Annotated in this window: 22 protein-coding genes; 9 read left to right on the top strand and 13 right to left on the bottom strand. The window is 66.4% G+C overall.

Going from position 1 to position 24,461, the window contains the following annotated elements:
* Positions 1–15: 15 nt before the first annotated feature.
* Genes rplW through rpsJ form a run of 4 tightly spaced genes read right to left on the bottom strand, consistent with a single transcriptional unit; the run spans position 16 to position 1,963 of the window.
* Positions 16–321, bottom strand: a complete 306-nt coding sequence (gene rplW / locus CGUA_RS02455; protein WP_290197354.1) for a 50S ribosomal protein L23 — start codon at positions 319–321, stop codon at positions 16–18.
* The gene (gene rplD / locus CGUA_RS02450; RefSeq protein ID WP_290197352.1) at positions 321–980 is read right to left on the bottom strand and encodes a 50S ribosomal protein L4; all 660 of its coding nucleotides are present in this window, start codon (positions 978–980) and stop codon (positions 321–323) included. The genes rplW and rplD overlap by 1 nt, the downstream gene beginning before the upstream one ends.
* Positions 977–1,633, bottom strand: coding sequence for a 50S ribosomal protein L3 (gene rplC, locus CGUA_RS02445; protein ID WP_290198296.1), 657 nt, complete (start codon positions 1,631–1,633; stop codon positions 977–979). The genes rplD and rplC overlap by 4 nt, the downstream gene beginning before the upstream one ends.
* Positions 1,634–1,657: 24 nt before the next feature.
* Entirely contained in the window at positions 1,658–1,963 is a 306-nt protein-coding gene (gene rpsJ, locus CGUA_RS02440) for a 30S ribosomal protein S10 (RefSeq protein WP_003848085.1), read from the bottom strand.
* 678 nt (positions 1,964–2,641) lie between these two features.
* On the opposite strand from rpsJ, the gene CGUA_RS02435 reads away from it, so the two are divergent.
* The 6 genes from CGUA_RS02435 to CGUA_RS02410 are packed head-to-tail and all read left to right on the top strand — an operon-like array spanning position 2,642 to position 5,525.
* On the top strand, positions 2,642–3,124 hold the full coding sequence (locus CGUA_RS02435; protein WP_290197350.1) for an Asp23/Gls24 family envelope stress response protein: 483 nt from the start codon (positions 2,642–2,644) through the stop codon (positions 3,122–3,124).
* Positions 3,125–3,136: 12 nt separating this feature from the next.
* Positions 3,137–3,472, top strand: a complete 336-nt coding sequence (locus CGUA_RS02430) for a hypothetical protein (protein ID WP_290197348.1) — start codon at positions 3,137–3,139, stop codon at positions 3,470–3,472.
* Positions 3,469–3,666: a hypothetical protein gene (locus CGUA_RS02425; protein ID WP_290197346.1), complete on the top strand. Its 198-nt coding sequence runs from the start codon at positions 3,469–3,471 to the stop codon at positions 3,664–3,666. Before CGUA_RS02430 ends, CGUA_RS02425 begins: the two co-directional genes overlap by 4 nt.
* Positions 3,663–4,394, top strand: a complete 732-nt coding sequence (locus CGUA_RS02420; protein ID WP_290197344.1) for an Asp23/Gls24 family envelope stress response protein — start codon at positions 3,663–3,665, stop codon at positions 4,392–4,394. Before CGUA_RS02425 ends, CGUA_RS02420 begins: the two co-directional genes overlap by 4 nt.
* A complete protein-coding gene (locus tag CGUA_RS02415) occupies positions 4,384–4,968 on the top strand; it encodes a DUF6286 domain-containing protein (protein WP_290197342.1) in 585 nt (194 codons plus the stop codon). Before CGUA_RS02420 ends, CGUA_RS02415 begins: the two co-directional genes overlap by 11 nt.
* Positions 4,965–5,525, top strand: coding sequence for a hypothetical protein (locus CGUA_RS02410; RefSeq protein WP_290197340.1), 561 nt, complete (start codon positions 4,965–4,967; stop codon positions 5,523–5,525). The genes CGUA_RS02415 and CGUA_RS02410 overlap by 4 nt, the downstream gene beginning before the upstream one ends.
* Here the strand turns inward: CGUA_RS02410 and CGUA_RS02405 are convergent.
* The 5 genes from CGUA_RS02405 to rpsL all read right to left on the bottom strand — a co-directional run bounded on the left by CGUA_RS02405 (position 5,522) and on the right by rpsL (position 11,138).
* Positions 5,522–6,196: a hypothetical protein gene (locus tag CGUA_RS02405; protein ID WP_290197338.1), complete on the bottom strand. Its 675-nt coding sequence runs from the start codon at positions 6,194–6,196 to the stop codon at positions 5,522–5,524. The two genes, CGUA_RS02410 and CGUA_RS02405, sit on opposite strands and share 4 nt — an antisense overlap.
* A 109-nt stretch (positions 6,197–6,305) precedes the next feature.
* Positions 6,306–7,496: an elongation factor Tu gene (tuf, locus tag CGUA_RS02400; protein WP_290197336.1), complete on the bottom strand. Its 1,191-nt coding sequence runs from the start codon at positions 7,494–7,496 to the stop codon at positions 6,306–6,308.
* Positions 7,497–7,842: 346 nt separating this feature from the next.
* Complete coding sequence (gene fusA / locus CGUA_RS02395; RefSeq protein WP_290197334.1) at positions 7,843–9,969, bottom strand: elongation factor G; 2,127 nt, start codon at positions 9,967–9,969, stop codon at positions 7,843–7,845.
* Positions 9,970–10,292: 323 nt separating this feature from the next.
* Positions 10,293–10,760 (bottom strand): 30S ribosomal protein S7, encoded by a 468-nt coding sequence (rpsG, locus tag CGUA_RS02390; RefSeq protein WP_290197332.1) that lies wholly within the window; start codon positions 10,758–10,760, stop codon positions 10,293–10,295.
* Between the two features lie 6 nt (positions 10,761–10,766).
* Positions 10,767–11,138, bottom strand: coding sequence for a 30S ribosomal protein S12 (rpsL, locus tag CGUA_RS02385; RefSeq protein WP_290197330.1), 372 nt, complete (start codon positions 11,136–11,138; stop codon positions 10,767–10,769).
* 582 nt (positions 11,139–11,720) lie between these two features.
* Here rpsL and CGUA_RS02380 point away from each other — a divergent pair.
* From CGUA_RS02380 to CGUA_RS02370, 3 genes are all read left to right on the top strand, one after another.
* Entirely contained in the window at positions 11,721–13,163 is a 1,443-nt protein-coding gene (locus CGUA_RS02380; protein WP_290197328.1) for an Nramp family divalent metal transporter, read from the top strand.
* 49 nt (positions 13,164–13,212) lie between these two features.
* On the top strand, positions 13,213–14,235 hold the full coding sequence (locus CGUA_RS02375; protein ID WP_290197326.1) for an L-idonate 5-dehydrogenase: 1,023 nt from the start codon (positions 13,213–13,215) through the stop codon (positions 14,233–14,235).
* Between the two features lie 132 nt (positions 14,236–14,367).
* Positions 14,368–14,997 (top strand): DUF1707 SHOCT-like domain-containing protein, encoded by a 630-nt coding sequence (locus CGUA_RS02370; RefSeq protein ID WP_290197324.1) that lies wholly within the window; start codon positions 14,368–14,370, stop codon positions 14,995–14,997.
* Positions 14,998–15,087: 90 nt separating this feature from the next.
* Here CGUA_RS02370 and CGUA_RS02365 read toward each other — a convergent pair whose 3' ends face one another.
* The 4 genes from CGUA_RS02365 to CGUA_RS02350 all read right to left on the bottom strand — a co-directional run bounded on the left by CGUA_RS02365 (position 15,088) and on the right by CGUA_RS02350 (position 24,421).
* On the bottom strand, positions 15,088–19,092 hold the full coding sequence (locus CGUA_RS02365) for a DNA-directed RNA polymerase subunit beta' (protein ID WP_290197322.1): 4,005 nt from the start codon (positions 19,090–19,092) through the stop codon (positions 15,088–15,090).
* A 116-nt stretch (positions 19,093–19,208) separates the two neighbouring features.
* Complete coding sequence (rpoB, locus tag CGUA_RS02360) at positions 19,209–22,700, bottom strand: DNA-directed RNA polymerase subunit beta (RefSeq protein ID WP_290197320.1); 3,492 nt, start codon at positions 22,698–22,700, stop codon at positions 19,209–19,211.
* 305 nt (positions 22,701–23,005) lie between these two features.
* Positions 23,006–23,983, bottom strand: coding sequence for a cell envelope lipid trafficking protein PgfA (gene pgfA, locus CGUA_RS02355; protein WP_290197317.1), 978 nt, complete (start codon positions 23,981–23,983; stop codon positions 23,006–23,008).
* 27 nt (positions 23,984–24,010) lie between these two features.
* The gene (locus CGUA_RS02350) at positions 24,011–24,421 is read right to left on the bottom strand and encodes a hypothetical protein (protein ID WP_290197315.1); all 411 of its coding nucleotides are present in this window, start codon (positions 24,419–24,421) and stop codon (positions 24,011–24,013) included.
* Between the last annotated feature and the right edge of the window lie 40 nt (positions 24,422–24,461).

Raw genomic sequence — 24,461 nt, 5'->3', positions numbered from 1 at the left:
GTTCCTTACTGACCCTTAGACGGCGGAGCCGCCGAAGATGTCGATGGAGTCGCTGCCCTCGCGAAGAGTGACGTAGGCGCGCTTGGTGTCCTTACGCTTGCCGAAACCGGTGCGGGAGCGCTTGCGCTTGCCCTGGCGGTTGGCAGTGTTGACGGACGCGACCTTGACGCCGAAGATCTCTTCGATGGCGATCTTGATCTGGGTCTTGTTGGAGTCCGGGGAGACCAGGAACGTGTAGACGTCCTGCTCCATGAGTCCGTAGGACTTCTCGGAAACGACCGGTGCGAGGATGATGTCGCGCGGGTTAGCGTTCTGAGCCATTAGTTCTCCTCCTTCTCCTGTGCAGCGTTGCCGGCGCGGCCGACGAAGGTGTGCAGGGCCGCCACGGAGAACACGACGTCGTCCGAGTTGAGGACGTCGTAAGTGTTCAGCTGGGACGGCTCGAGGATGTGAACGTTCGGCAGGTTGTTGGCGCTGCGACGTGCGTTCAGGTCCTCGCGCTCAACGACGAGCAGCACGGACTTGCGGTCAGTGATGGTCTCGATGAACTTGCGAGCCGACTTGGTGGACGGGTTCTGACCCGGGACGAGCTCCTCCACGACGTGGATGCGCTCGTTGCGGGCACGATCGGTCAGGGCGCCGAACAGGGCGGCCTTGATCATCTTCTTCGGGGTGCGCTGCGAGTAGTCACGCGGCTGCGGACCGTGGACGATGCCGCCGCCGGTGTAGTGCGGCGCGCGGATCGAACCCTGGCGGGCGCGACCGGTGCCCTTCTGCTTGAACGGCTTGCGGCCGCCGCCGGAGACCTCTGCACGGGTCTTGGTCTTGTGGGTACCCTGACGCGCTCCGGCCAGCTGTGCGGTGACAACCTGGTGCATCAGTGCGACAGATGCCTCGCGGTCAAAGATTTCCGCCGGCAGATCAACGGAACCGTTGGTCTTGCCCTCGGCGGTCAGGACATCGAGCTTAAGGTTGCTCATGCGTGTGCACCGCCCTTCACTGCGGTCTTGACGGTGACGACTCCACCCTTGGCACCCGGGATTGCGCCCTTGACCAGGAGGATGTTGGAGTCGGCGTCGATCTTCTGAATCTTCAGGTTCTGGGTGGTCACCTTGGTGCCACCCATGCGGCCCGCCATACGGGTGCCCTTGAAGACGCGACCCGGGGTGGCGGACATGCCGATGGAACCGACGCGTCGGTGGGACGCCTGGTTACCGTGGGCGGCGCCCTGGCCGGCGAAGCCGTGACGCTTCATCGCGCCGGCGTAGCCGTGGCCCTTGGTGGTGCCGGTGACGTCGACGAAGGACTCGCCCTCGAAGATGTCGACGGTCAGTTCCTGGCCGATCTCGTAGCCGGAGACATCGTCCATACGAATCTCGGTAACGTGACGGCGGGGGGTGACGCCGGCCTTCTTGAAGTGGCCGGACTGCGGCTTGTTGACCTTACGCGGGTCAATCTCGCCGAATGCGATCTGGATGGCGTTGTAGCCATCGGTCTCAGTGGTACGAATCTGGGTGACCACGCACGGCCCAGCCTCGACGACGGTGACCGGGATGACCCGGTTGTCCTCGTCGAAGACCTGGGTCATGCCGAGCTTGGTGCCCAGAATGCCCTTGATCTCGTTAGTCATTATTAGTTCTCCGCAAGTAGCTCGTGATTACTGGATGTTCACGTCGACGCTGGCCGGCAGATCGATGCGCATGAGGGCGTCAACGGTCTTCGGGGTCGGGTCGAGAATGTCGATGAGGCGCTTGTGAGTGCGCATCTCGAAGTGCTCGCGAGAATCCTTGTACTTGTGGGGAGAACGAATAACGGCGTACACGTTCTTCTCGGTGGGCAGCGGCACCGGGCCGACAACACGAGCACCCGTGCGGGTGACAGTCTCAACGATCTTCTTTGCAGAAGCGTCGATTGCCTCGTGGTCGTAGGCCTTCAGCCGAATGCGGATCTTTTGTCCCGCCACGCTTATCCTCTTCCTCGCTTCCCCACGTGACGTTGATGTCAGCGGTGGGGTTCGCTTTTCGATTACTTATAACGTTGTCCAGGCGATAGCCCATGTGCACAACGCCAGTGTCTTAGTTGACTGACTGCCATGACACGAATCCGGGAGTTCCGGCGACGGCCGATAAACCGCGCACTGATTGCTCCTTGACGGGGTACAAGACCCGTGTGTGCCAAAGCTCGGAAGGAAGAGTCCGCGGGCGTGTAGACACGATCCCGGACTGAAGTCTTTATCCGTACTGCCGCTGTTTATTTGCCATGCGCCTTACGCCCAAGACTCCGTTATCTCAACGAAGCCTTCTGTAGCTTTCGACCTACCTGGAGGGCAGGGCGTCTAAAGCCACGCGAAGGTGTCATGTTTACTCCACCAGCACCGCTCTCGACTGGTTGCGGGTTAACCGCGCGCGGACGATCACGTTGTGTTGAAGCAACCCACGTATTAAACCACGCCCCGCCGCCCAACTGCAAATTTTTTTCTGGCCCGGTGTGCGCTAGTGCGCTCACATTCATGTTCACATTCATGTGATTTGCGTGGGGATTTCCGGACACCTGGCCAGGAGCTTCTCCGGGCGCCCGCTGCACCATCCCGTTTCTTGATTAACCTGGAAACATCAGCACCGCCGACGAAAGGAACCCTGCCGTGGTCGAGAACACCGAGACCCCAGTCCCCAACGACACCCCCTCCGGCACCCGGGACACCGGCGCCGGCCGCACCGTCATTGAGGACATCGTCGTCGGCAAGATCGCCGGCCTGGCCGCCCGCGAAGTCTCCGGCGTCTACGCCCTCGGCGGCGGTGCGGCCCGCGTCATGGGGTCCCTGCGCGGCACCTTCGTCGGCTCCGAGAACGTGCAGCAGGGCGTCAACGTCGAGGTCGGCGAGAAGCAGGCCGCCGTCGACCTGTCCATCGTGGCGGAGTACGGCGTCGCCATCCACGAACTGGCCGAGGCCATCCGGGCCAACATCATCCGCTCCATCGAGCGGATGACGGGCCTGGAGGTCACCGAGGTCAACGTCACCGTCACCGACATCCACCTCCACCAGGAGCAGGACGACGCGCTCGCCCGCCAGCAGGCGCCGCTTCCGGACGATCAGCCGGAGACCCCGGCCGCCCGGGTCCAGTAGGGCCGGGTTTCCATGTCCCTTCCCGAGCCGATCCCCCTCGAGCAGGCGCGTGCCCTGGCCGCGGCGGTCTCGGCCGTCCCCGGCGTCGACGGGCTCGCCGCCGGCGCCCACGGACAGGTCGCGTTGCTCTACCCGGGCGAGCGGGTGCCGGGCCTGCGCCTGGCGCGCGGGCGTGACGACGCCCTGGGCCTGGAGGTCCACGTCGTCCTCGATCTGCAGGCGCTGGGGCTGGGCGCCGACCTGCACGCGTTCTCCCGCCGCCTGCGCGCCCTCGCCGCGGCCCACACCAATCTTCCGGTCACGCTCGTCCTCGCCGACGCCGTGACCGCCACCAGGAGCACCCCATGAAGAACATGACCGTCATCGGCGTCGCCGTCGGCCTGGCTTTCGCCTTCGCCGTGATTCTCGGCGGGCTGGCCGGATTCGCGTGGGCGCTCTTCTTCACCCTGATCGGCGGCGTGACCGGCGCGCAGTTGGAGGGTCTGATTGACCTGCGCGCCCTGCTCCAGAACCTCACGGCCGGGCGCGGTGGTCGCGGGTGACGGGCCGGACTCGTTTCTCGGACAAGGCCCTGACCAAGGTGGTCAACGCCGCGGCCTCCTCGGTGCCGGGAGTGGTCACGGTCACCAGCTCCTGGGCGGACATCGGCACCCGCAGCTACCCGCGCTGCGAGGTCCGCAGCGACCAGCTGGCCGGCGTCGTCCAGGTCTCCAGTTTCATCGCGGTGGCCTGGCCCTCGCCGGCCACCGACGTCGCCGCCCGGGTGCAGCGCAGCATCAGCTCGTGGGTCACCGCCCTCACCGGCCTGCGCTGTACCCAGGTCAACGTCACCGTGGAGCAGGCCGTCGACGCCGGCCGCCGCGTCCACGCCACGGAGGTGGCCCGGGCGCCCGACTCCCCCGCCCTGCGCCCCGTTCAGGTCCGGCGGGCCGGCCCGGTGGTCTCACCCGTCACGGCGCGCCCCCTCCGGGTCCGCGTCCCGGAGACCCGCCCCCCGCGCCCGCTGACGCCCGTCCCTGCGCCCCGCCCCGCCCCGCTGCGGGAGGTGGCTCGCCCGCCGACGCCCCGGCTGCGCCCGGTGCGCACGCCCCTGGCGGCGCCGCTGCGGCCTGTGCAGCTGCCGCCCGTCGCCCCGCTACGCCCGGTAACGATTCCCGACGTCCCCGCACCCCCGATCGTCCTGCGTCGGCCCCGCCCGCTGACGCCCGTCTACGTGCGCGGCGTGCGGTTCACCCCGACCGCGCGGCAGGGAGGGCGACGTGTCCGCTGAGCAGCGGCGCCGCGGGCGCGCCCCAGCCGCCTCTCCCCGGGCCCGGTGGTTCGCGGTGCTCCTGGCGCTGGCGCTGATCACCGTGGCCCTGATCGCCGCCCGGGAGCTGACCGTCCACTATCTCCGACCCGAGGGGTGGCAGCCCTGGCTCGGGCGCGCCGTCGGCGTGTTCCGGGCGCCGGACCCCCGCTGGGTCGGGGCGGCCGGCGCGGCGGCGGTGGCCCTCGGGCTGGCCTTCCTCCTGGCGGCCGTGACGCCGCGGCGGCGCGCCCACCGGGCGCTGGCCGGCACCCGCAGCGCCGTCTGGGTCCGCCGGGTCGACGTCGCCAGGTACACGACCGCCACCGCGAAACGCTTCCCCGGCGTGGTCTCGGCCTCCTCACTGGCGAAGAACGACAGCGTCACCGTCACCGCGGAAATGCTCAACCCCGACGACGCCGCCCGCGAACGGCTCCGGCAGGAAATCACCGACGCCGTCCGCCCCGTGTTCGGCGAGGCGTTCCGCGTGCGGATCGTGCTCCGGGACACCGTCGAGGACGACGCGATGCTGCCCCCGGCGGGAGGTGCGGCGTGAGTCACCGGCTCTCCCTCATCGACCGTCTCCTGGTCGGGCTCCTGGGCCTGCTCGGCCTCGGCGCGGGCGGCTGGGCCCTGCTGTGGGCCCTCGACCACCCCATGGGCGACAGGCTGAGCGGATACCTCAGTCTCGACGCCGTCGAGGGCGTCCTGGCGTCGCCCTGGTATCCCGCCGTCCTCCTCCTGGTGGTCATCGCCGGGCTGGTGTGCGGCCTGTGGCTACTGGTCGCCAACCTGCGCGCACACACCTTCAACCGGCTCACCGCCGGCGAGAGCGGCGAGGCGGGGCAGCTGACGCTCTCGGTCAGCCAGCTGGCCAGGGCCACGGGAACCCAGATCAGGCGCCATGCCGACATCACCGGCGTGGACACCGCCACCCGCATGGACCGGGGCCGCCACGTCGTCACGACCGCGGTCCACGCCTCCCCCGAGGTGCGCCTGCGCAGCCTGCTCGACGCGATCGAGGAGGCGGACCGGGACTTCCACGCCGCGGTCCCGGGCCTGGACCTCGACACGCGCTACCTCCTCCAGCTCAACCCGGTGGCCCCGGGCTAGACGTCCAGCGGGAAGATCTCCGCCACCACGCCGAGGCTGCTCACCCGCCGGGCGTGCTCGATCTGCAGCGGCTGGCCGACCTCCACGCGGAGGAGGCGGTCGAAGCTGTGGTTCTCGGTGTCCACGCTGCGCCGCCCTGCCCGGAAGATGCGCACGCCATGGCCGATGACCGCGAAATCCGTTCCCTGGCCGGCCTCGCGTTCCAGGAGGACACCCCAGGTGCCGCCGGCTCCGGGCACGGGCTTGTCGACGACATGAATCCGCTCCACCACGCCCAGCCGGTGGTCGATGCCGTTGCCGTCGGTGAGGATCAGTGGGGCGCTGGCCACGACGGTCTTCAGCGAGGAGGCCAGCCACGTCGCCGGGACCAGGTCCCCGGAGCGGGCGCGCACGCTTACCCGCCGGGTGTCGCCGTCGACGGTGATTCGCCGCGCAGGTGACTGGGTGTCGATGATGGCCAGTCGGCCGGGGAAGGAGGCGTCGTCAAGCCGGGCCGGGTACGTCGCCGACATCTCCCCGAGCACGGCCAGCAGCGCCTCGTCGTCGGTGCCCCAGCCGACGCCGTGGTTTCCGATGACGCCCCACAGTGCGGCGAGTTCAAGGTCCGGCTGTCCCTCCCAGACCTGGCGGAGCGCGTCGAGCACGCGCGGGATTCGCGTCGGATCCTTCATGATGGGCTCCACTCTAATGAACCGGAAAAGACCGAAGGCGCCGCCTCTCCCGAGTGGGAGAGGCAGCGCCTTCAGGTGATGCTGAGTCGTCTCAGATCAGGCGAGTGAATTACTCGACGATCTTGGTGACGCGACCAGCGCCGACGGTGCGGGAGCCCTCGCGGATAGCGAAGCGCAGGCCCTCGTCCATGGCGACCGGCTGGATCAGCTCGACGGACATCTCGACGTTGTCGCCCGGCATGACCATCTCGGTGCCCTCCGGCAGCTTCACGACGCCGGTGACGTCGGTGGTGCGGAAGTAGAACTGCGGACGGTAGTTGTCGAAGAACGGGGTGTGGCGGCCGCCCTCGTCCTTGGACAGGACGTAGACGGAGCCCTCGAACTTCTTGTGCGGGGTGTAAGCGCCCGGCTTGATGATGACCTGGCCGCGCTCAACCTCTTCGCGCTTGGTGCCGCGGAGCAGCAGAGCTGCGTTGTCGCCGGCCTCAGCGGAATCGAGGAACTTGTTGAACATCTCGATGGAGGTGACGGTCGTCTTGGACGCCTTCTCCTTGATGCCGATGATCTCGACCTCGTCGTTGACGTTCAGGACGCCACGCTCGACACGACCGGTGACGACGGTGCCACGGCCGGAGATGGTGAAGATGTCCTCGACCGGCATCAGGAACGGCATGTCGGTCTCGCGCTCCGGATCCGGGATGGAGTTGTCGCAGGCCTCCATGAGCTCGAGAACGGAGTCAACCCACTTCTGCTCGCCGTTGAGGGCGCCCAGGGCGGAGATGTGGACGATCGGGGCATCCTCGTCGTAGTCCTGGGAAGCCAGCAGCTCGCGGACCTCCATCTCGACGAGCTCGATGATTTCCTCATCGTCAACCATGTCGCACTTGTTCAGGGCAACGAGGATGTACGGGACGCCGACCTGGCGAGCCAGAAGGACGTGCTCGCGGGTCTGCGGCATCGGACCATCGGTAGCGGCGACGACCAGGATGGCGCCGTCCATCTGAGCAGCGCCGGTGATCATGTTCTTGATGTAGTCGGCGTGGCCCGGGGCGTCAACGTGTGCGTAGTGGCGCTTCGGGGTGTTGTACTCAACGTGGGAGATGTTGATCGTGATGCCACGCTCGCGCTCTTCCGGAGCCTTGTCGATGGAGTCGAAGGCGAAGGCCTTGTTCTCCTCCGGGTAGGCGTCAGCCAGCACCTTGGTGATGGCAGCCGTGGTGGTGGTCTTGCCGTGGTCGACGTGACCAATGGTGCCGATGTTGACGTGCGGCTTCGTACGCTCGAACTTCGCCTTTGCCACTGTATGTCCTCCTGGACTTCATGGTGGCTACGACTTTCGCAGCCACTTGGTGTTTGACAGGTACTCGCACACGCGTTCCTTGGAGTGTCGCGCGCGCGAATATTACTTAGTGCCAGTTACACGATCCTAGATTTATGACGGCCGATTTTCAAACCCGGTAAGACCGGATCCGGGCCGACAAGAACCGCGGACCTTCTCACAGGGTAACGGCCAACTCAGCGCCCACCGCACTAGGGGTGGGAACTCAGCAGACCGCTACCCTGCCACTCCGCCGCCGCCTCCGGACGGGGCAGGCACTGCGCCCCGGCCGGAGACTGGGCGACGACGGAAGTGTGGTGCCTAACGCTTAGGCGTTGCCGGTGCGCTCGGCGATGATCTCCTCGGAAACCGACTTCGGGACCTCGGCGTAGGAGTCGAAGACCATGGAGAAGTTCGCGCGGCCGGCGGTGCTGGAGCGCAGGTCGCCGATGTAGCCGAACATCTCGGACAGCGGCACCTTGGCGCGGACGATCTTGGCGCCGTGGCGGTCGTCCATGGCGTAGACCTGGCCACGACGGGAGTTCAGGTCACCGTTGACGGTGCCCATGTACTCCTCCGGAGTGGTGACCTCGACGGCCATGATCGGCTCGAGCAGGACCGGCTTGGCCTTCTCGAGGGCGACCTTCAGGGCCTGGGAGCCGGCCAGCTTGAACGCCATCTCCGAGGAGTCGACGTCGTGGTAGGCGCCGTCCTCGAGGGTGGCCTTGATGTTGACCAGCGGGTAGCCGGCGACGTAGCCGTACTGCATGGCGTCCTTGATGCCGGCGTCGACGGAGGGGATGTACTCCTTCGGCACGCGGCCGCCGGTGACGGCGTTGACGAACTTGTAGTTCGGATCGTCGCCCTCCTCCAGCTCCTCCGCCGTCGGGTTGTACGGCTCGATGGAGACGATGACCTTAGCGAACTGGCCGGAACCACCGGTCTGCTTCTTGTGGGTGTAGTCCACGTGCTCGACGGCCTTGCGGATCGTCTCGCGGTAGGCGACCTGCGGGTTACCGATGTTCGCCTCGACCTTGAACTCGCGCTTCATGCGGTCGACCAGGACGTCGAGGTGCAGCTCGCCCATGCCGCCGATGACGGTCTGGCCGGACTCCTCGTCCAGGCGGACGGTGAAGGTCGGGTCCTCCTCGGAGAGCTTCTGGATCGCGGTGCCCAGCTTCTCCTGGTCGGACTTGGTCTTCGGCTCGATGGCGACCTGGATGACCGGATCCGGGAAGTCCATGGACTCCAGGATGATCGGGTTGGCCGGGTCACACAGGGTGTCACCGGTGGTGGTGTCCTTGAGACCGATGAACGCGTAGATGTTGCCGGCGACTGCTTCCTCGACCGGGTTCTCCTTGTTCGCGTGCATCTGGAAGAGCTTGCCGACGCGCTCCTTCTTGCCCTTGGTGGAGTTCTGCACCTGGTCGCCCGGCTTGACCTGGCCGGAGTAGACGCGGACGTAGGTCAGCTTGCCGAAGAACGGGTGGACGGCAATCTTGAACGCCAGAGCCGAGAACGGCTCGGAGATGGAGGGCTTGCGGACCAGGTCCTCCTCCGGGTTGTTGACCGCAACGCCGTGAACCTCGCCGATGTCCAGCGGGTTCGGCAGGTAATCGACGACGGCGTCCAGCAGCGGCTGGATGCCCTTGTTGCGGTAGGCGGTGCCACAGAAGACCGGGTAGATCTCGGAGTTGACGACCATCTTGCGGATGCCGGCCTTGAGCTCCTCGACGGTGAGCTCCTCGCCGCCGAAGAACTTCTCCATGAGCTCCTCGTCGGACTCGGCGACGGTCTCGACGAGCTTCTCGCGGTACTCCTCCGCCTTCTCCTGCAGATCCGCCGGGATCTCCTGGATGTCAGCCTCGGCACCGACCTCGACCTTGCCCTCCCAGACGTGGGCCTTCATGGTCAGCAGGTCGACGACGCCGTTGAAGTCGTCCTCAGCGCCGATCGGCAGCTGCATGACCAGCGGCTTGGCACCCAGACGATCCTCGATGGTGCCGACGGTGAAGAAGAAGTCGGCGCCCAGCTTGTCCATCTTGTTGACGAAGCAGATACGCGGGACGTCGTACTTGGCGGCCTGACGCCAGACCTGCTCGGACTGCGGCTCGACGCCTTCCTTGCCGTCGAAGACTGCGACAGCGCCGTCCAGGACACGCAGGGAGCGCTCGACCTCGACGGTGAAGTCCACGTGACCCGGGGTGTCAATGATGTTGACCTGGTTGCCGTTCCAGAAACAGGTGACGGCCGCGGAGGTGATCGTGATGCCACGCTCCTGCTCCTGCTCCATCCAGTCGGTGGTCGCGCCGCCGTCGTGGGTCTCGCCGACCTTGCGGTTGATGCCCGTGTAGAACAGGATGCGCTCGGTGGTGGTGGTCTTACCAGCATCGATGTGGGCCATGATGCCGATGTTGCGGACCTTGTTCAGATCCTTAAGCACTTCTTGTGCCACAGTCTTACCCCAACTTGTAGGTTGTCGACGTCTGTCCTGCGCCGGTGTGCGGGCGCTCGGAGGCGTCGGATTATGGATAGTTTCCGGTCAATTGTGCCACTGATGCGTGACCTTGGCAGCACTGATGGAGAATACACCCCGCAGTGGCCACCTGTCAGCAGCGGCTTGTGGTCGTCACACGGTCACCAGGAGTGACCGCGGGCAACAAAAACCCGGTCGTGCGACTGCCCCGCCGGCCGGACCCGTCGAGTCGATGACGACACGACGAACCGACTGGGGATACAGCAGCAACGACCGGGCAGATGATCCATGACGACCAGTGACTACCAGCGGTAGTGGGCGAAGGCGCGGTTGGCCTCAGCCATCTTGTGCATGTCCTCGCGACGCTTGACGGATGCGCCAAGGCCATTGGAGGCGTCGAGGATCTCGTTGGCGAGACGCTCAACCATGGTGTTCTCGCGACGGGCGCGGGAGAAGGTGACCATCCAGCGCAGTGCGAGGGTGTTGGAACGACCCGGCTTGACCTCAACCGGGACCTGGTAGGTGGCGCCACCGACACGGCGGGAACGGACCTCGAGGTCCGGACGGATGTTGCCCAGGGCCTTCTCGAGGGTGCCGACCGGCTCGGTGCCGGTCTTCTCGCGGCACTTCTCGAGGGCACCGTAGACGATGCGCTCGGCGGTGGACTTCTTGCCGTCCAGCAGGACCTTGTTGACCAGCTGGGTCACGAGCTCAGACTCGTAAACCGGATCCTTGACGACGGGACGCTTCGGTGCAGCATTCTTACGCATGGGTTATTACTGTCCCTTCTTTGCGCCGTAGCGGGAACGGGCCTGCTTACGATCCTTGACGCCCTGGGTATCCAGCGCGCCGCGGACGATCTTGTAGCGGACACCCGGGAGGTCCTTCACACGACCACCGCGGACGAGCACCATGGAGTGCTCCTGCAGGTTGTGGCCCTCGCCCGGGATGTAGGCGGAAACCTCGATACCGCTGGTCAGACGTACACGGGCGACCTTACGCAGAGCGGAGTTCGGCTTCTTCGGGGTGGTGGTGTACACGCGGGTGCACACGCCGCGACGCTGCGGGGAGCCCTTCAGGGCTGCGGTTGCAGTCGTAGCCTTCTTGGTGTGGCGGCCCTTGCGGACCAGCTGCTGAATAGTTGGCATGAATCTCTTTCGTGTCTGGGTGGAGCGGCTGCCTGACGGCACCGTTCCACCCGCTCGTGATTGAGTGCGGCGTCGTGATCATCAGCGGGCCCGCGGGGGCTCCATACCCGTGTGAAACCGTTCGGAAACACAAAAATATGGGGGCTCTTTTTCGGGGCCCTGCCGATGATGATCACAACTCCCCCGCTACCTGCGGACAGGCGGCGGGTTGTTGGATTCCCGACGCATAACACGTGGGACTGCCCGTGAGACTACCACGCCGAACGGCAGGTCCAAAATCGCTTGGCCGGCACGCCCTCCACATCCGCCCGGACCCGTCATCGCCAATCGGAAATCGCGAACCATCATAGATCGCACCTTTACCCCTACTTTACCCCCGGAATGGGCTAGGTTTTCCTAGGAAATGTGGCCTATCACACCGATTGTCAACCTTCCGATTGAGGTCACACGCCTTTTGTACATACTCTCATAACACTAAATCCCCCGTCCTGATCGTCCGGCTCCCGCCGGCGCTCACCCACCGCTTCGGGCTTGCCCCTGACGGTGAGCCGGACGGGGCCAAGCATTGAAGGAGGCTCACCCGTGAGTCATGCAGTCGACAGTTCCCCTGCTGCCCAGCCGGGCCCGGACAGCCCGGGCGGCGCCGAGACCACGCTCGACGATCACGTCCACGACCCCTACGTCATCGACGGCTCCCAGATTCAGGATCCTCCCCGCGGGTGGCGGGCCTCCATGAAGTTCCTGGGCCCGGGAATGATCACCTCCGCGGCCGTCGTGGGTTCCGGCGAGCTCATCACCGCCACCACGCTGGGTTCCCGCGTCGGTATGATGCTCCTGTGGCTGATTCTGGTCTCGACCTTCGTCAAGGTCTTCATCCAGATCGAGATCGCCCGCTGGTCCATCTCCACCGGCAAGCCCGCCGTCTTCGGCTACGACGAGGTCAAGCCCAGGATCGCCGGACGCGGCTGGCCCTCCTACATCGTCCTGGCGATGTTCTTCCAGTTCATGACGAGCCAGGCCGGCGTGGTCGGCTCAGCCGCAGTCGCGCTGAGCATGCTCATGCCCATCGGCGGCGCACCCAACTCCCCGATCTCCATCAGCATCTGGGTCTGGATCATGATTCTGCTGGCCATCATCATCCACCAGCGCAACAGCTACAACCTCATCGAGAAGGTCTCGACCTGGCTGGTGTTCATCGTCACCGCCCTGATCGTCCTCATGGTCTTCGGCATCCAGGGCACCGAGTTCGCCTGGTCGGGCGCCGAGCTCGCCGATGGCATGCGCTTCCAGATCGCCGCCGGGTCCATGGGCATCGCCCTGTCCATGTTCGGCCTCACCGGCGTCGGCGCCGGCGAGATCACCGGCTACTCCTTCTGGGTCGTCGAGAAGGGTTACGCCGCCTGGTCCGGCCCCAACGACGGCTCCGACGCCTGGGTCCGCCGGGCCCGCGGCTGGATCGCCGTGATGAAGAAGGACGCCTGGGTGGCCTGGGTCGTCTACACCCTGTCCACCGTGGCCTTCTACATGCTCGGCGCGACGGTGCTCTACAAGCAGGGCCTCGAGGTCGAGGGCAGCGCGCTGATCGACACCATCTCCCGAATCTTCACCGACACCATGGGCGGCTGGGCCGGGCCGCTGTTCCTCGTCTTCGCCGCCGTCGCCCTGTACAAGACGATTCTGGCCAACGTGCCGGGTCTGGCCCGCCAGACGGCCGCCTCCCTGGCCACCTTCAACCTCTACCAGTGGTCCGACCAGAAGAAGCGCGACCGCGTGATGCGCGTCCTCATGATCATCATGCCGCTGGCCTGGGGCTCCCTGGCCACCTTCGCGCAATCGCCCCTCTTCCTCGTTCTGCTGGGCGGCACCCTCAACGCGATCTACCTGATGCTGGTCGCCGTCTCCACCCTCTACCTCTCGCGCACCCAGACCGATCCCCGGCTCAAGGACGGCAACCTGTTCACGTTCTTCCTGCTGCTCTCCGCTGTCGCGATCTTCGCGGTGGGCGTTCTCGGACTCGTCGGTTAGTACGACTTATTCTGGATTCCATCGACCAACCCCCCACCAAGGAGTGACCATGAAAGCCGTCATCATTTCCGAAGCCAACAACCTGCGCGTCGCCGAGGTGCCGGATCCGACCCCCGGCCCGGGTGAAGTCCGCGTCGCCATGGAGTACGGCGGCATCTGCGGCTCCGACATCGCCTACTGGAAGTCGGGCGTCTCCGGCACGGCCGTGCTGCGCGAGCCGCTCATCCTCGGCCACGAGGTCGCCGGCCGCATCGACGCCCTCGGCGAGGGCGTCGAGGACTGGCGGATCGGCCAGACCGTCACCTTCAACCCGGCGACCCTGGTCGGCGACCACGAGGTCCCCGAGGAACTCGCGGACCGCACCAACCTCTGGCCCGAGGTCCGCTACTTCGGCTCCGCCGCCTTCCTGCCGCACGAGCAGGGCGGGTTCTCCACTTACCGGGTGGTCCGTGCCGAGCAGCTGCGCGCCATCCCGGAGGGTGTGAGCACCCGCGAGGCCGCCGCCGCCGAGCCGGCCGGCGTCGCCTTCCACGCCGTCTCCCGGGCCGGTGACCTCGCGGGCAAGCGCGTTCTGGTCAACGGCGTCGGACCGATCGGCCTGCTGGTCGTCGCCGCCGCCAAGTTCCGGGGCGCCGGCGAGATCTGGGCCGCCGATCTCGCCGACTCCTCCCTGGAGATCGCCGCCCGCATGGGCGCCGACCACACAGTCAACGCCTCCCGGGAGGAGCTGCCGGGCGATTTCGAGGTGGTCTTCGACGCCTCCGGCGCCCCCGCCGCCATCGGCGGTCTGCTGCTGGCCACCCGCCGCGGCGGCACCCTGGTCCAGGTCGGCAACCTGCCGGGCCAGGCCGCCCAGTTCGATCTCGGTCAGCTCGTCACCCGCGAGATCACCTGGATCGGCTCCTACCGCTTCATCGACGAGGTCACCGAGGCTCTCGAGGCCATGGCGCAGGGCATGGACGTCACTGCCCTGCTGACCCATGAGTTCCCGATCGAGCAGGCGGAGGAGGCCTTCGCCACCGCCGCCGACCGCTCGACCGGCTCCTCGAAGGTGCTGCTCAAGCTCGACTAGGATCCCGCCGCTTGACGACGCCCCGTCCTCCCCCACCAGGGAGGGCGGGGCGTTCCGCGTCGCCACGGCGCGCTTTTCTGTGTTTACTGGCGGTGAGTACGCCCGACCACCCCGGCAGAAAGCGAAGCCACCATGAGCACCGACCCCACCCCCGCGCCGCGTCGGCGGGCCACCGACGCCGAACGCCACGCCACCGTCGAGGCCCTCGGCCGCGCGCTGACCGCGGCCCAGATCAGCCCCACGGAATTCGAGGAACGTTCCGGCACTGCCTGGGCCGCGATCTACCGCGACGAGTTGCCCGCCCTGCTCGCCGACCTCACCCCCGATCCGCACGCGGTCCTCGACCGCTCGCCCGAACAGCACGACGTGACCCGCACCCAGGTCGTGCCCGCCACCGACGGCAGCCGCCTGAGCGTCGCGATCATGGGCGGCGCCGAGCTCACCGGCGACTGGCAGTGCGCCCCGACGCACACCAGCATCAACATCATGGGCGGCAGTGAATTCGACTTCACCGACGCCCGCCTGGCCGCCCAACGCACGGTGCTGACCACCATCGACGTCATGGGCGGCGCCGAAGTCAAGGTTCCGGAGGATTTCCGGGTCGTCCTGGAGGGCTTCGCCCTCATGGGCGGCACCGGGCTCAAGGACGCGCCGGGCGTGACGGTGAAGATGAGCGAGCTTCCCGCCGACGCCCCGACGATCGTCATCCGCTCCTTCGCCCTCATGGGCGGCACCGACGTTCTCCGGGTGCCCCGGAAATAGCCGGAAAAGGCCGACGCCCCGGGCCTCCCGCACTGGGGAGACGCCGAGGCGTCGGCACGCAGACCGTGCTAGCCAGATAAGCCGGTCAGCCTAGAACGCCTCATCCAGCGGGACGGAGGCGCCGGTGAACTCACCGTAGCCGTCGTCGCCGTAGATGCTGTCCGAGTAGGACGGGATCGAGTAGGCCGCGTTGCGGGCCGCCTCGGTCGGCTTCACCGTGATGTTGCGGTAGCGCGAGATACCCGTACCGGCCGGGATCAGCTTACCGATGATCACGTTCTCCTTGAGGCCGAGGAGCTTGTCGGAGCGCTTGTTGATCGCCGCGTCGGTGAGGACGCGGGTGGTCTCCTGGAAGGAGGCGGCCGACAGCCAGGACTCGGTGGCCAGGGAGGCCTTGGTGATGCCCATGATCTCGGAGCGCAGCTCAGCCGGCTGGCCGCCCTCGGCGAGGGCCGCGGAGTTGACCTGCTTGGCCTCGGAGAGGTCGGACAGGGTGCCCGGCAGCAGGTTGGTGGAACCCGCGTCGATGACCGTGCCGCGACGCAGCATCTGACGGATGATGATCTCGATGTGCTTGTCATGGATGGCCACACCCTGGGTGCGGTAGACGGCCTGGACCTCGTCGATGAGGTGCTTCTCCACGCCACGACGACCGAGGACGTCGAGGACGTCGTGCGGGTCGGCCGCACCACGCAGGAGGCGGTCGCCCACCTCGACGTGGTCGCCCTCGCGCAGGGAGCGCTCGATCATGGCGGACGGGTTCGACTCCATCGGACGACGGACCTGGGCCAGGCCCTGACGCTTCGAGAGCTTCTCGTAGATGACGTCGTCGCCGCCGTCATCCGGGGAGATGCGCAGGGTCCAGAAGTTGCCCTCGTCCTCCAGTGAGATGGTGCCGGCCACGGAGGCGATCGGAGCGCGGTTCTTCGGCACGCGGGCCTCGAACAGCTCCTGGACACGCGGCAGACCGCCGGTGATGTCGCCGCCGACGCCGCCCTGGTGGAAGGTACGCATGGTCAGCTGGGTGCCCGGCTCACCGATGGACTGGGCGGCGACGATGCCGACGGCCTCGCCGATGTCGACCAGGTGGCCGGAGGCCATGGACTTGCCGTAGCACTTGGCGCAGACGCCGGACGGGGTCTGGCAGGTCAGCACGGAGCGGACCTTGACCTCGGTGATGCCGCTCTCGACGATCTTGTCGATGAGCTCCTCGGTCAGGTCGGTGCCGGACTCGACGACGACGTTGCCCTCGGCGTCCTTCAGGTCACCGGCCATGACGCGGCCGGACAGTGAGGTCTCGACCAGGGAGTGGCGGGTGTAGCCGGACACGTTGCCCTCGGCGTCGAGAAGCGGCTCGGCGGCCGGGACGCGGACGCCCTGACGGGTGCCGCAGTCGGACTCGCGGACGATGACGTCCTGCGCGACGTCGACCAGACGACGGGTCAGGTAGCCCGAGTCGGCGGTACGCAGCGCGGTGTCGGCCAGGCCCTTACGGGAACCGTGCGAGTTGTTGAAGTACTCCATGACCGACAGGCCCTCACGGAAGGAGGTCTTGATCGGGCGGGTGATGTACTCACCCTTGGAGTTCACGACCATGCCCTTCATGCCGGCCAGGGTCCAGATCTGACGCATGTTACCGGCGGCGCCCGACTTCACGATCATCGGAATCGGGTTGTCGTCCGGGTACAGGTCCTCGACGGCCTGACCCACCACGTTGGTGGCGTCCTGCCAGAGCTCGACCAGACGGTCGTAGCGCTCGCGCTCGGTTAGCGCACCGCGGACCCAGAACTTGTTCTCGATGTTCTCGGCCTCGCGCTCGTAGGACTCGAGGATCTCCTCCTTGTTCGGGAGGACGATGACGTCGGACATGGAGATGGTCACACCGGAGCGGGTGGACCAGTAGAAACCGGCGTCCTTCATCTTGTCCAGGGTCTGCGCGACCGCGATCATCGGGTAGCGCTCCGTGAGGTCCTGGATGACGTCGCCCAGCAGGATCTTGTTGGATCCGCCGCCCTTGCGGACCATGACGCCCTCAAGGTACGGGTAGTTCCACGGCAGCAGCTCGTTGAACATGATGCGGCCGATGGTCGTGGTGGTCGACCAGGTCTGCCCCTTCTCCCACCCGTCCGGGAACTGCTCGGCCTCGATCTCCGCCGGCGGGCGGAGGTGGTCGATGCGGACCTGGATCGGAGCCTGCAGACCCAGGACACCCAGATCCATGGCCATGATGGCCTCGGCGTAGGAGGAGTACACGCCCTGCGCCGGCGCCTCGTCGGTGGCCGGCTGGTAGGCGCCCTGGCCGCCGATCTCATCCTCGGACTTGTCCATGGTCAGGTAGTACAGGCCGGTGACCATGTCCAGGCGCGGCATGGCCAGCGGCTTGCCCGACGCCGGGGACAGGATGTTGTTGGAGGACAGCATCAGGACACGGGCCTCAGCCTGCGCCTCGGCGGACAGCGGCAGGTGGACAGCCATCTGGTCACCGTCGAAGTCGGCGTTGAAGGCCTCACACGCCAGCGGGTGCAGCTGGATGGCCTTGCCCTCGACGAGCTTCGGCTCGAACGCCTGGATGCCCAGACGGTGCAGGGTCGGGGCACGGTTCAGCATGACCGGGTGCTCGGAGATGGCCTCCTCGAGGACGTCCCAGACCTCCGGTCGCTGGCGCTCGACCATGCGCTTGGCGGACTTGATGTTCTGCGCGTAGTCGTTCTCGACCAGACGCTTCATCACGAACGGCTTGAACAGTTCGAGGGCCATCAGCTTCGGCAGACCACACTCGTGGAGCTTCAGCTGCGGACCGACGATGATGACGGAACGGCCGGAGTAGTCGACGCGCTTGCCCAGCAGGTTCTGGCGGAAGCGGCCCTGCTTGCCCTTGAGCAGGTCAGACAGGGACTTCAGCGGACGGTTGCCCGGTCCGGTGACCGGACGGCCGCGGCGGCCGTTGTCGAAGAGCGCGTCCACGGACTCCTGAAGCATGCGCTTCTCGTTGTTGACGATGATCTCCGGGGCACCGAGCTCAATCATGCGCTTGAGACGGTTGTTGCGGTTGATCACGCGACGGTAGAGGTCGTTGAGGTCGGAGGTGGCGAAACGGCCACCGTCGAGCTGGACCATCGGGCGCAGCTCCGGCGGGATCACCGGGACCGCGTCCAGGATCATGGCGGAGGGATCGTTGCGGGAGCGCTGGAACGCGGCGACGACCTTGAGGCGCTTGAGGGCGCGCATCTTCTTCTGGCCCTTGCCGTTGTTGATGACGTCGGCGAGTTCCTCGGCCTCGGCGTCGATGTCGAAGTTGCGAATCAGGGTCTGAATCGCCTCGGCACCCATGCCGCCGGTGAAGTAATCCTCGTAGCGGTCGACGAGCTCCTCGTAGATGTTCTCGTCGATGATCATCTGCTTCGGGGCCAGCTTGACGAAGGTGTTCCAGATCTCGTCGAGGCGGTCGATCTCTCGCTCGCCGCGCTCGCGGATGTGCTGCATCTCCTTGTCCGCGGCCTTCTTGACCTTGTTGCGGGCGTCGGCCTTGGCGCCGACCTCCTCGAGCTCAGCGAGGTCCTCCTCGAGCTTTGCGGCACGCTCGGCGATTTCCTCGTTGACCTCCTCCTCAACTTCCTTCTTCTCGACGAGCATCTCTGCCTCGAGGGTGGACAGGTCGTTGTGGCGGGCCTCGTCGTCAACGGTGGTGATGATGTTGGCGGCGAAGTAGATGATGCGCTCCAGGTCCTTCGGAGCGAGATCCAGCAGGTAACCCAGACGGGACGGGACGCCCTTGAAGTACCAGATGTGGGTGACCGGGGCGGCCAGCTTGATGTGGCCCATGCGCTCACGGCGAACCTTGGACTTGGTCACCTCGACGCCACAGCGCTCACAGATGATGCCCTTGTAACGGACGCGCTTGTACTTGCCGCAGGCGCACTCCCAGTCACGGGTGGGGCCGAAGATGCGCTCGCAGAAGAGACCGTCCTTCTCCGGCTTGAGGGTGCGGTAGTTGATGGTCTCCGGCTTCTTGACCTCGCCGTGGGACCATCGCTCGATGTCCTCCGCGCTGGCCAGGCCGATACGGAGCTCGTCGAAGAGGTTTACGTCGAACACGTAACTCCCTTTCCCCTCCTCAGTGGAGGGATGTTGTTTTGGCGTATATAGAAAATTGTGTCGAGCGTCCCGCGTCGTCAAGCCGGTGCTTGCCGACGCGGGACCAGGCGCGGGTCTTAGGCGATGTCCGCCGAGGAGCCCTCGTCGCGGGACAGGTTGATGCCCAGCGAGGAGGTGGCCTCGTCGTCATCGTCGCCGGTGAGCTCCATCGGGGTGCCGTCGGCCGAGAGGACCTCGACGTTCAGGCACAGGGACTGCAGCTCCTTGAGGAGGACCTTGAAGGACTCCGGGATGCCCGGATCCGGGATGTTGTCGCCCTTGACGATGGCCTCGTAGACCTTCACGCGGCCGACGACGTCATCGGACTTGATGGTCAGCAGCTCCTGGAGGGTGTAGGCGGCGCCGTACGCCTGCATCGCCCACACCTCCATCTCGCCGAAGCGCTGGCCACCGAACTGCGCCTTACCGCCCAGCGGCTGCTGGGTGATCATGGAGTACGGGCCGGTGGAACGGGCGTGAATCTTCTCGTCGACCAGGTGGTGCAGCTTGAGCATGTACATGTAGCCCACGGAGACCGGGTACTTGAACGGCTCGCCGGAGCGGCCGTCGAAGAGCTGGGCCTTGCCGTCCGGGTCGACCATGACGTCGCCGTCCCGGTTCGGCTTGGAGTTGGCCAGCAGGCCGGCGAGCTCCTGGTTGGAGGCGCCGTCGAACACCGGGGTGGCGGTCAGGGAGCCGGCCGGGACGTCGTAGAGCTCCTTCGGCAGGGTCTTGATCAGTTCCTCGTTCTTCGGGTCCTCCGGGTCCACGGTCCAGCCGGCGTGCGCCAGCCAGCCCAGGTGGATCTCGAGGACCTGGCCGATGTTCATACGGCGCGGAACACCGTGGGTGTTCAGGATGATGTCGACCGGCGTGCCGTCGGCCATGAACGGCATGTCCTCCGGCGGGAGGATCTTGCCGACGACGCCCTTGTTGCCGTGGCGGCCGGCCATCTTGTCGCCGTCCTGGATCTTGCGCTTGGTGGCGACGTAGACGCGGATCATCTCGTTGACGCCCGGGGCCAGATCGTCGTCGTCCTCGCGGGAGAAGCGGGTGACGCCGATGACCTTGCCCTGCTCACCGTGCGGAACCTTCAGGGAGGTGTCGCGGACCTCGCGGGCCTTCTCGCCGAAGATGGCGCGCAGCAGACGCTCCTCCGGGGTCAGCTCGGTCTCGCCCTTCGGGGTGACCTTGCCGACGAGGATGTCGCCGTCGCGGACGTCGGCGCCGATGCGCACGATGCCGCGGTCGTCGAGGTCGCGCAGGACGTCCTCGGACACGTTCGGGATCTCACGGGTGATCTCCTCGGCACCGAGCTTGGTGTCGCGGGCGTCGATCTCGTGCTCCTCGATGTGGATGGAGGTCAGGATGTCCTGCTCGACCACGGACTGGTTGAGGATGATCGCATCCTCGTAGTTGTGGCCCTCCCACGGCATGAAGGCGACCAGCAGGTTGCGGCCGAGGGCGAGCTCGCCGTCCTTGGTGCCCGGGCCGTCGGCGATGACCTGGCCGGCCTCGACACGCTGGCCGAGGTCGACCAGCGGCTTCTGGTTGTAGCAGGTGCCCTGGTTGGTGCGCTCGAACTTGCGCAGCTGGTAGGAGTCACGGATGCCGTTGTCGTCCATGATGGTGATGTAGTCGGCGGAGACGTTCTCCACCACACCGGCCTTGACGGAGATGACCATGTCACCCGCGTCGTAGGCGGCGCGGGACTCGATGCCGGTGCCGACGTAGGCGGACTCCGCACGCAGCAGCGGCACCGCCTGCTTCTGCATGTTGGCGCCCATGAGGGCACGGTTGGCGTCGTCATGCTCCAGGAACGGAATCATGGCGGTGCCGACGGAGACCATCTGGCGCGGGGAGATGTCGAGGTAGTCGACGTTGGCGGCCGAGGCGACGGCGATGTCGCCGTCCTTGAGGCGGACCTCGATGCGTTCCTCGACCAGGTTGCCGTCCTCGTCCTGCTCGGTGGTCGCCTGCGCGATGGCGTAGCGATCCTCCTCGTCGGCGGTGAGGAAGTCGATCTCACCGGTGACGCGGCCGTCGACGACCTTCTGGTACGGGGTCTCGATGAACCCGAAGGGGTTGACGCGCGCGTACTGAGCCAGGGAGCCGATCAGACCGATGTTCGGTCCCTCAGGGGTCTCAATCGGGCACATGCGGCCGTAGTGGGACGGGTGGACGTCTCGGACCTCGATGCCGGCGCGCTCACGGGACAGACCGCCCGGGCCCAGCGCGGACAGACGACGCTTGTGGGTCAGGCCCGACAGCGAGTTGTTCTGGTCCATGAACTGGGACAGCTGGGAGGTGCCGAAGAACTCGCGGATGGCCGCGGAGACCGGGCGCACGTTGATCAGCGAGGTCGGGGTGATGGCCTCGGCGTCCTGGGTGGTCATGCGCTCGCGCACGACACGCTCCATGCGGGACAGGCCGACGCGGACCTGGTTCTGGATCAGCTCGCCGACGGTGCGCAGACGACGGTTGCCGAAGTGGTCGATGTCGTCGGTGTTCAGCGGGATGGTGGTGCCGTCCGGGGAGGTCATCTCGCGCTCACCGGCGTGCAGACGCACGAGGTACTCGATGGTGGTGGCGATGTCCTCTTCGGTCAGGGTGGTCAGACCGTCGTGGTCGCCGCCCAGGCCGAGCTTGCGGTTGACCTTGTAGCGGCCGACCTTGGCCAGGTCGTAGCGCTTGGCGTTGAAGAAGGCGTTCTCGATCAGGCTCATGGCCAGATCGCGGGTCGGCTGCTCACCCGGGCGCTGCTTGCGGTAGATCTCGAGCAGGGCCTCGTCCGTGTTGGCGATGCCGTCGTTCTCGAGGGTGGTCATCATCAGCTCGGAGAAGCCGAAGCGCTCGGTGATCTTCTCGGTGGACCAACCCAGCGCCTTGAGCAGCACGGTGACCGGCTGACGACGCTTGCGGTCGATGCGGACGCCGACGGTGTCCTTCTTGTCGACGTCGAACTCCAGCCAGGCGCCGCGGGACGGGATGACCTTGACCGCATGCAGCGGGCGCTCGGTCGACTTGTCGATGGACATGTCGAAGTACACGCCCGGGGAGCGGACGAGCTGGGAGACGACGACACGCTCGGTGCCGTTGACGATGAAGGTGCCCTTGTCGGTCATCAGCGGGAAATCGCCGATGAACACGGTCTGGGACTTGATTTCGAGAGACTCCTTGTTCTCGAACTCCGCGGTGACGTAGAGCTGCGCGGAGTAGTTCATGTCCTTCTCCTTGCACTCGTCGACGGAGTGCTTGACCGGCTCGAAGCGCGGTTCGGAGAGGGTCAGGGACATGTTGCCCGAGTAATCGGTGATCGGGCTGAGTTCCTCCAGGATGTCCTCGAGTCCGCTCGTGATGCGGGTGTCCTGCCCACGCTCTTCCTGCTCGCGGGCGCGCCAATCAGGCGCACCGACGAGCCATGCGAAAGAATCGAGCTGAACGTCGAGGAGGCCCGGGACTTCGACTGGCTCCGTGATCTTCGCGAAAGAGTATCGCTTCGGAGTTCCAGGGATGTCGGCCACTGACTTGGTCTGGCGGGAGACTGCCAAGATGGGTCCTTCCAGCACCTCACGCGGATGGCGGTCCCCACTCTGGCTAACAGGGATCCGCCCATTCCGCTGGTATTTTAGCATTCGGTCTGCTGTGGAAAATGACCCCGGAATAGCAAAAAGTCACCTTGTCAAGTTGACTTTCTCAAGTCCGTTAAACAAGGCTCGTACCGCGACCCCGGATCAGATTCCAGCGCAACGTTGTACCCTATACCATTTTTTGATGCCTGTAAAGGCGAGCGACCCATCCCGCGTGTCGCCCTGATTTCCGGTCAGCCTACCACCGAGATCGCGCTCCGCCCCAAACCGACTCCGGATCGCCGTCACTGCCCCGAGCCGGCGTCGCCCCCGCCCGGCGGCCGCCGCCGGGTGCGCGCGCCCGTGGCGAAGGCGCCGATCAGCCCCGCCAGGGCGAGCAGGACCCCCACCCCGATGACCGCCCACTGGATAAGCCGCGCGGTGGCCTGACCATGGATGTCCTTGACCTCCGCGAGGGCCGCGGCCACCTGCGCCTCATCCCGCTCCCCCTCGAAGGTGAGGACGGTCTGACGCTCCGGGCCTTCCGCGGTGAAGGCGTAATAGTCGTCGACCGCCACCTCCGCGTCGATGACGACGCCGCTGATCTGGTCGACGTACAGGTCGCGGGTGACCGAATGGAACAGCGGCGCCGGCCGTCCGTCGATTTCCCCGGCGACGAAGAGACCGTCGTGCAGCTCGGCGACGTTCGTGGGTTCGATCACCTGGCGGTAGTGGTGGATGGTGCGCCCCTCACGCTCCTGGGAATCGATGTAGGTGGCGGGCCGGGCCTGGCGCAGGGTCTCGTCGAAGACGTCATAGGTGGTCTGCTCAGCGTCCGAGGGGAACTTCAGCCAGACCCCGTCGACGTCCACCTCCTCCGGGGGCATGCCTATGGTGTGCGCCAGCGTCGCCGGGGTCTGCGCCTGCCCGCTGACGCGGTCCATCGTGTAACTCCACGTGGACGCCTCGATCAGCCGCTCCTGCTCGTCCTGGAAGGAGTCGCGCATCCACGTCGAGCCGATCCGCACCCCCGCCACGTCCTGCGTCGCCGGCTGCTGGACGTCCAGGTGCAGCTGGCGGGTCACCGGCACCTCGAGCACGCGCCCGTCGGTGATCAGCCGGGTGCTGGCCGAGTCGTCGCGGAGGGTCCACGTGGTGTTGCCCAGGTCCAGGGGAAGACGCCCGTCATAGTTCAGGAACGCCGGGGCCGCGGCACCGCCGGCGACGAGCGCCACACCGAGACCGACGAGCGTTGCTGAAAAGATGCGGGACTTGGGGAGCATGCGGGAAAGTGTACCTGCGCTTCCTGACTATCCAGGTTGCGGCCAGCGGTTCAGCTCTACCCAGTCGTTGAGCACGCCCTCGGCCCGGCGCTCCTGACGCAGCTCCGAGCGCGTGTCGTAGAGGACGGTGTTGAGCAGTTCGTGCAGCGCCTCCAGCGTCCGCGGGTCCCGCAGCTGCTCCCGCTCCCCCTCGTCGAGACCGGAGGGAAGGTCGGATTCCTCCCCCGCGGCCAGGTGGGCCAGCACGATGATGCGGGCGCCCTCCTCCGCCTCGATGTACTCGCTGTCGGCCACGTCGAGGGACTCTTCGAGCCGGAGGCCGTCGCTCTCGATGTCGCGGAGCACCTCCTCCGCCCCGGGTGAGGTGAGCGGGCCGAGATCCGCCCGCTGCGCATCGAGCTCCTCGTAATCGTCGTCCATGGGGTCGAGATCGTCCATGTCCGAATCCCTGCCTGTCATATCCATGATTATCAGCCTA

Origin of the sequence: Corynebacterium guangdongense, assembly GCF_030408915.1 — a bacterium.
Taxonomy (GTDB): Bacteria; Actinomycetota; Actinomycetes; order Mycobacteriales; family Mycobacteriaceae; genus Corynebacterium; species Corynebacterium guangdongense.
Note: the sequence above shows the minus strand (reverse complement) of the source record. Positions and strands in the feature narration are given on the sequence as shown.

What these genes read in the sequence shown, in the direction of transcription:
- pgfA (WP_290197317.1), bottom strand. Translation starts at nt 23,983, where the DNA reads ATGCTCCCCAAGTCCCGCATCTTTTCAGCAACGCTCGTCGGTCTCGGT.
- CGUA_RS02375 (WP_290197326.1), top strand. Translation starts at nt 13,213, where the DNA reads ATGAAAGCCGTCATCATTTCCGAAGCCAACAACCTGCGCGTCGCCGAG.
- CGUA_RS02405 (WP_290197338.1), bottom strand. Translation starts at nt 6,196, where the DNA reads ATGAAGGATCCGACGCGAATCCCGCGCGTGCTCGACGCGCTCCGCCAG.
- rplD (WP_290197352.1), bottom strand. Translation starts at nt 980, where the DNA reads ATGAGCAACCTTAAGCTCGATGTCCTGACCGCCGAGGGCAAGACCAAC.
- CGUA_RS02350 (WP_290197315.1), bottom strand. Translation starts at nt 24,421, where the DNA reads ATGGACGATCTCGACCCCATGGACGACGATTACGAGGAGCTCGATGCG.
- CGUA_RS02430 (WP_290197348.1), top strand. Translation starts at nt 3,137, where the DNA reads ATGTCCCTTCCCGAGCCGATCCCCCTCGAGCAGGCGCGTGCCCTGGCC.
- rpsL (WP_290197330.1), bottom strand. Translation starts at nt 11,138, where the DNA reads ATGCCAACTATTCAGCAGCTGGTCCGCAAGGGCCGCCACACCAAGAAG.
- rpsG (WP_290197332.1), bottom strand. Translation starts at nt 10,760, where the DNA reads ATGCGTAAGAATGCTGCACCGAAGCGTCCCGTCGTCAAGGATCCGGTT.
- CGUA_RS02370 (WP_290197324.1), top strand. Translation starts at nt 14,368, where the DNA reads ATGAGCACCGACCCCACCCCCGCGCCGCGTCGGCGGGCCACCGACGCC.
- rplW (WP_290197354.1), bottom strand. Translation starts at nt 321, where the DNA reads ATGGCTCAGAACGCTAACCCGCGCGACATCATCCTCGCACCGGTCGTT.
- CGUA_RS02425 (WP_290197346.1), top strand. Translation starts at nt 3,469, where the DNA reads ATGAAGAACATGACCGTCATCGGCGTCGCCGTCGGCCTGGCTTTCGCC.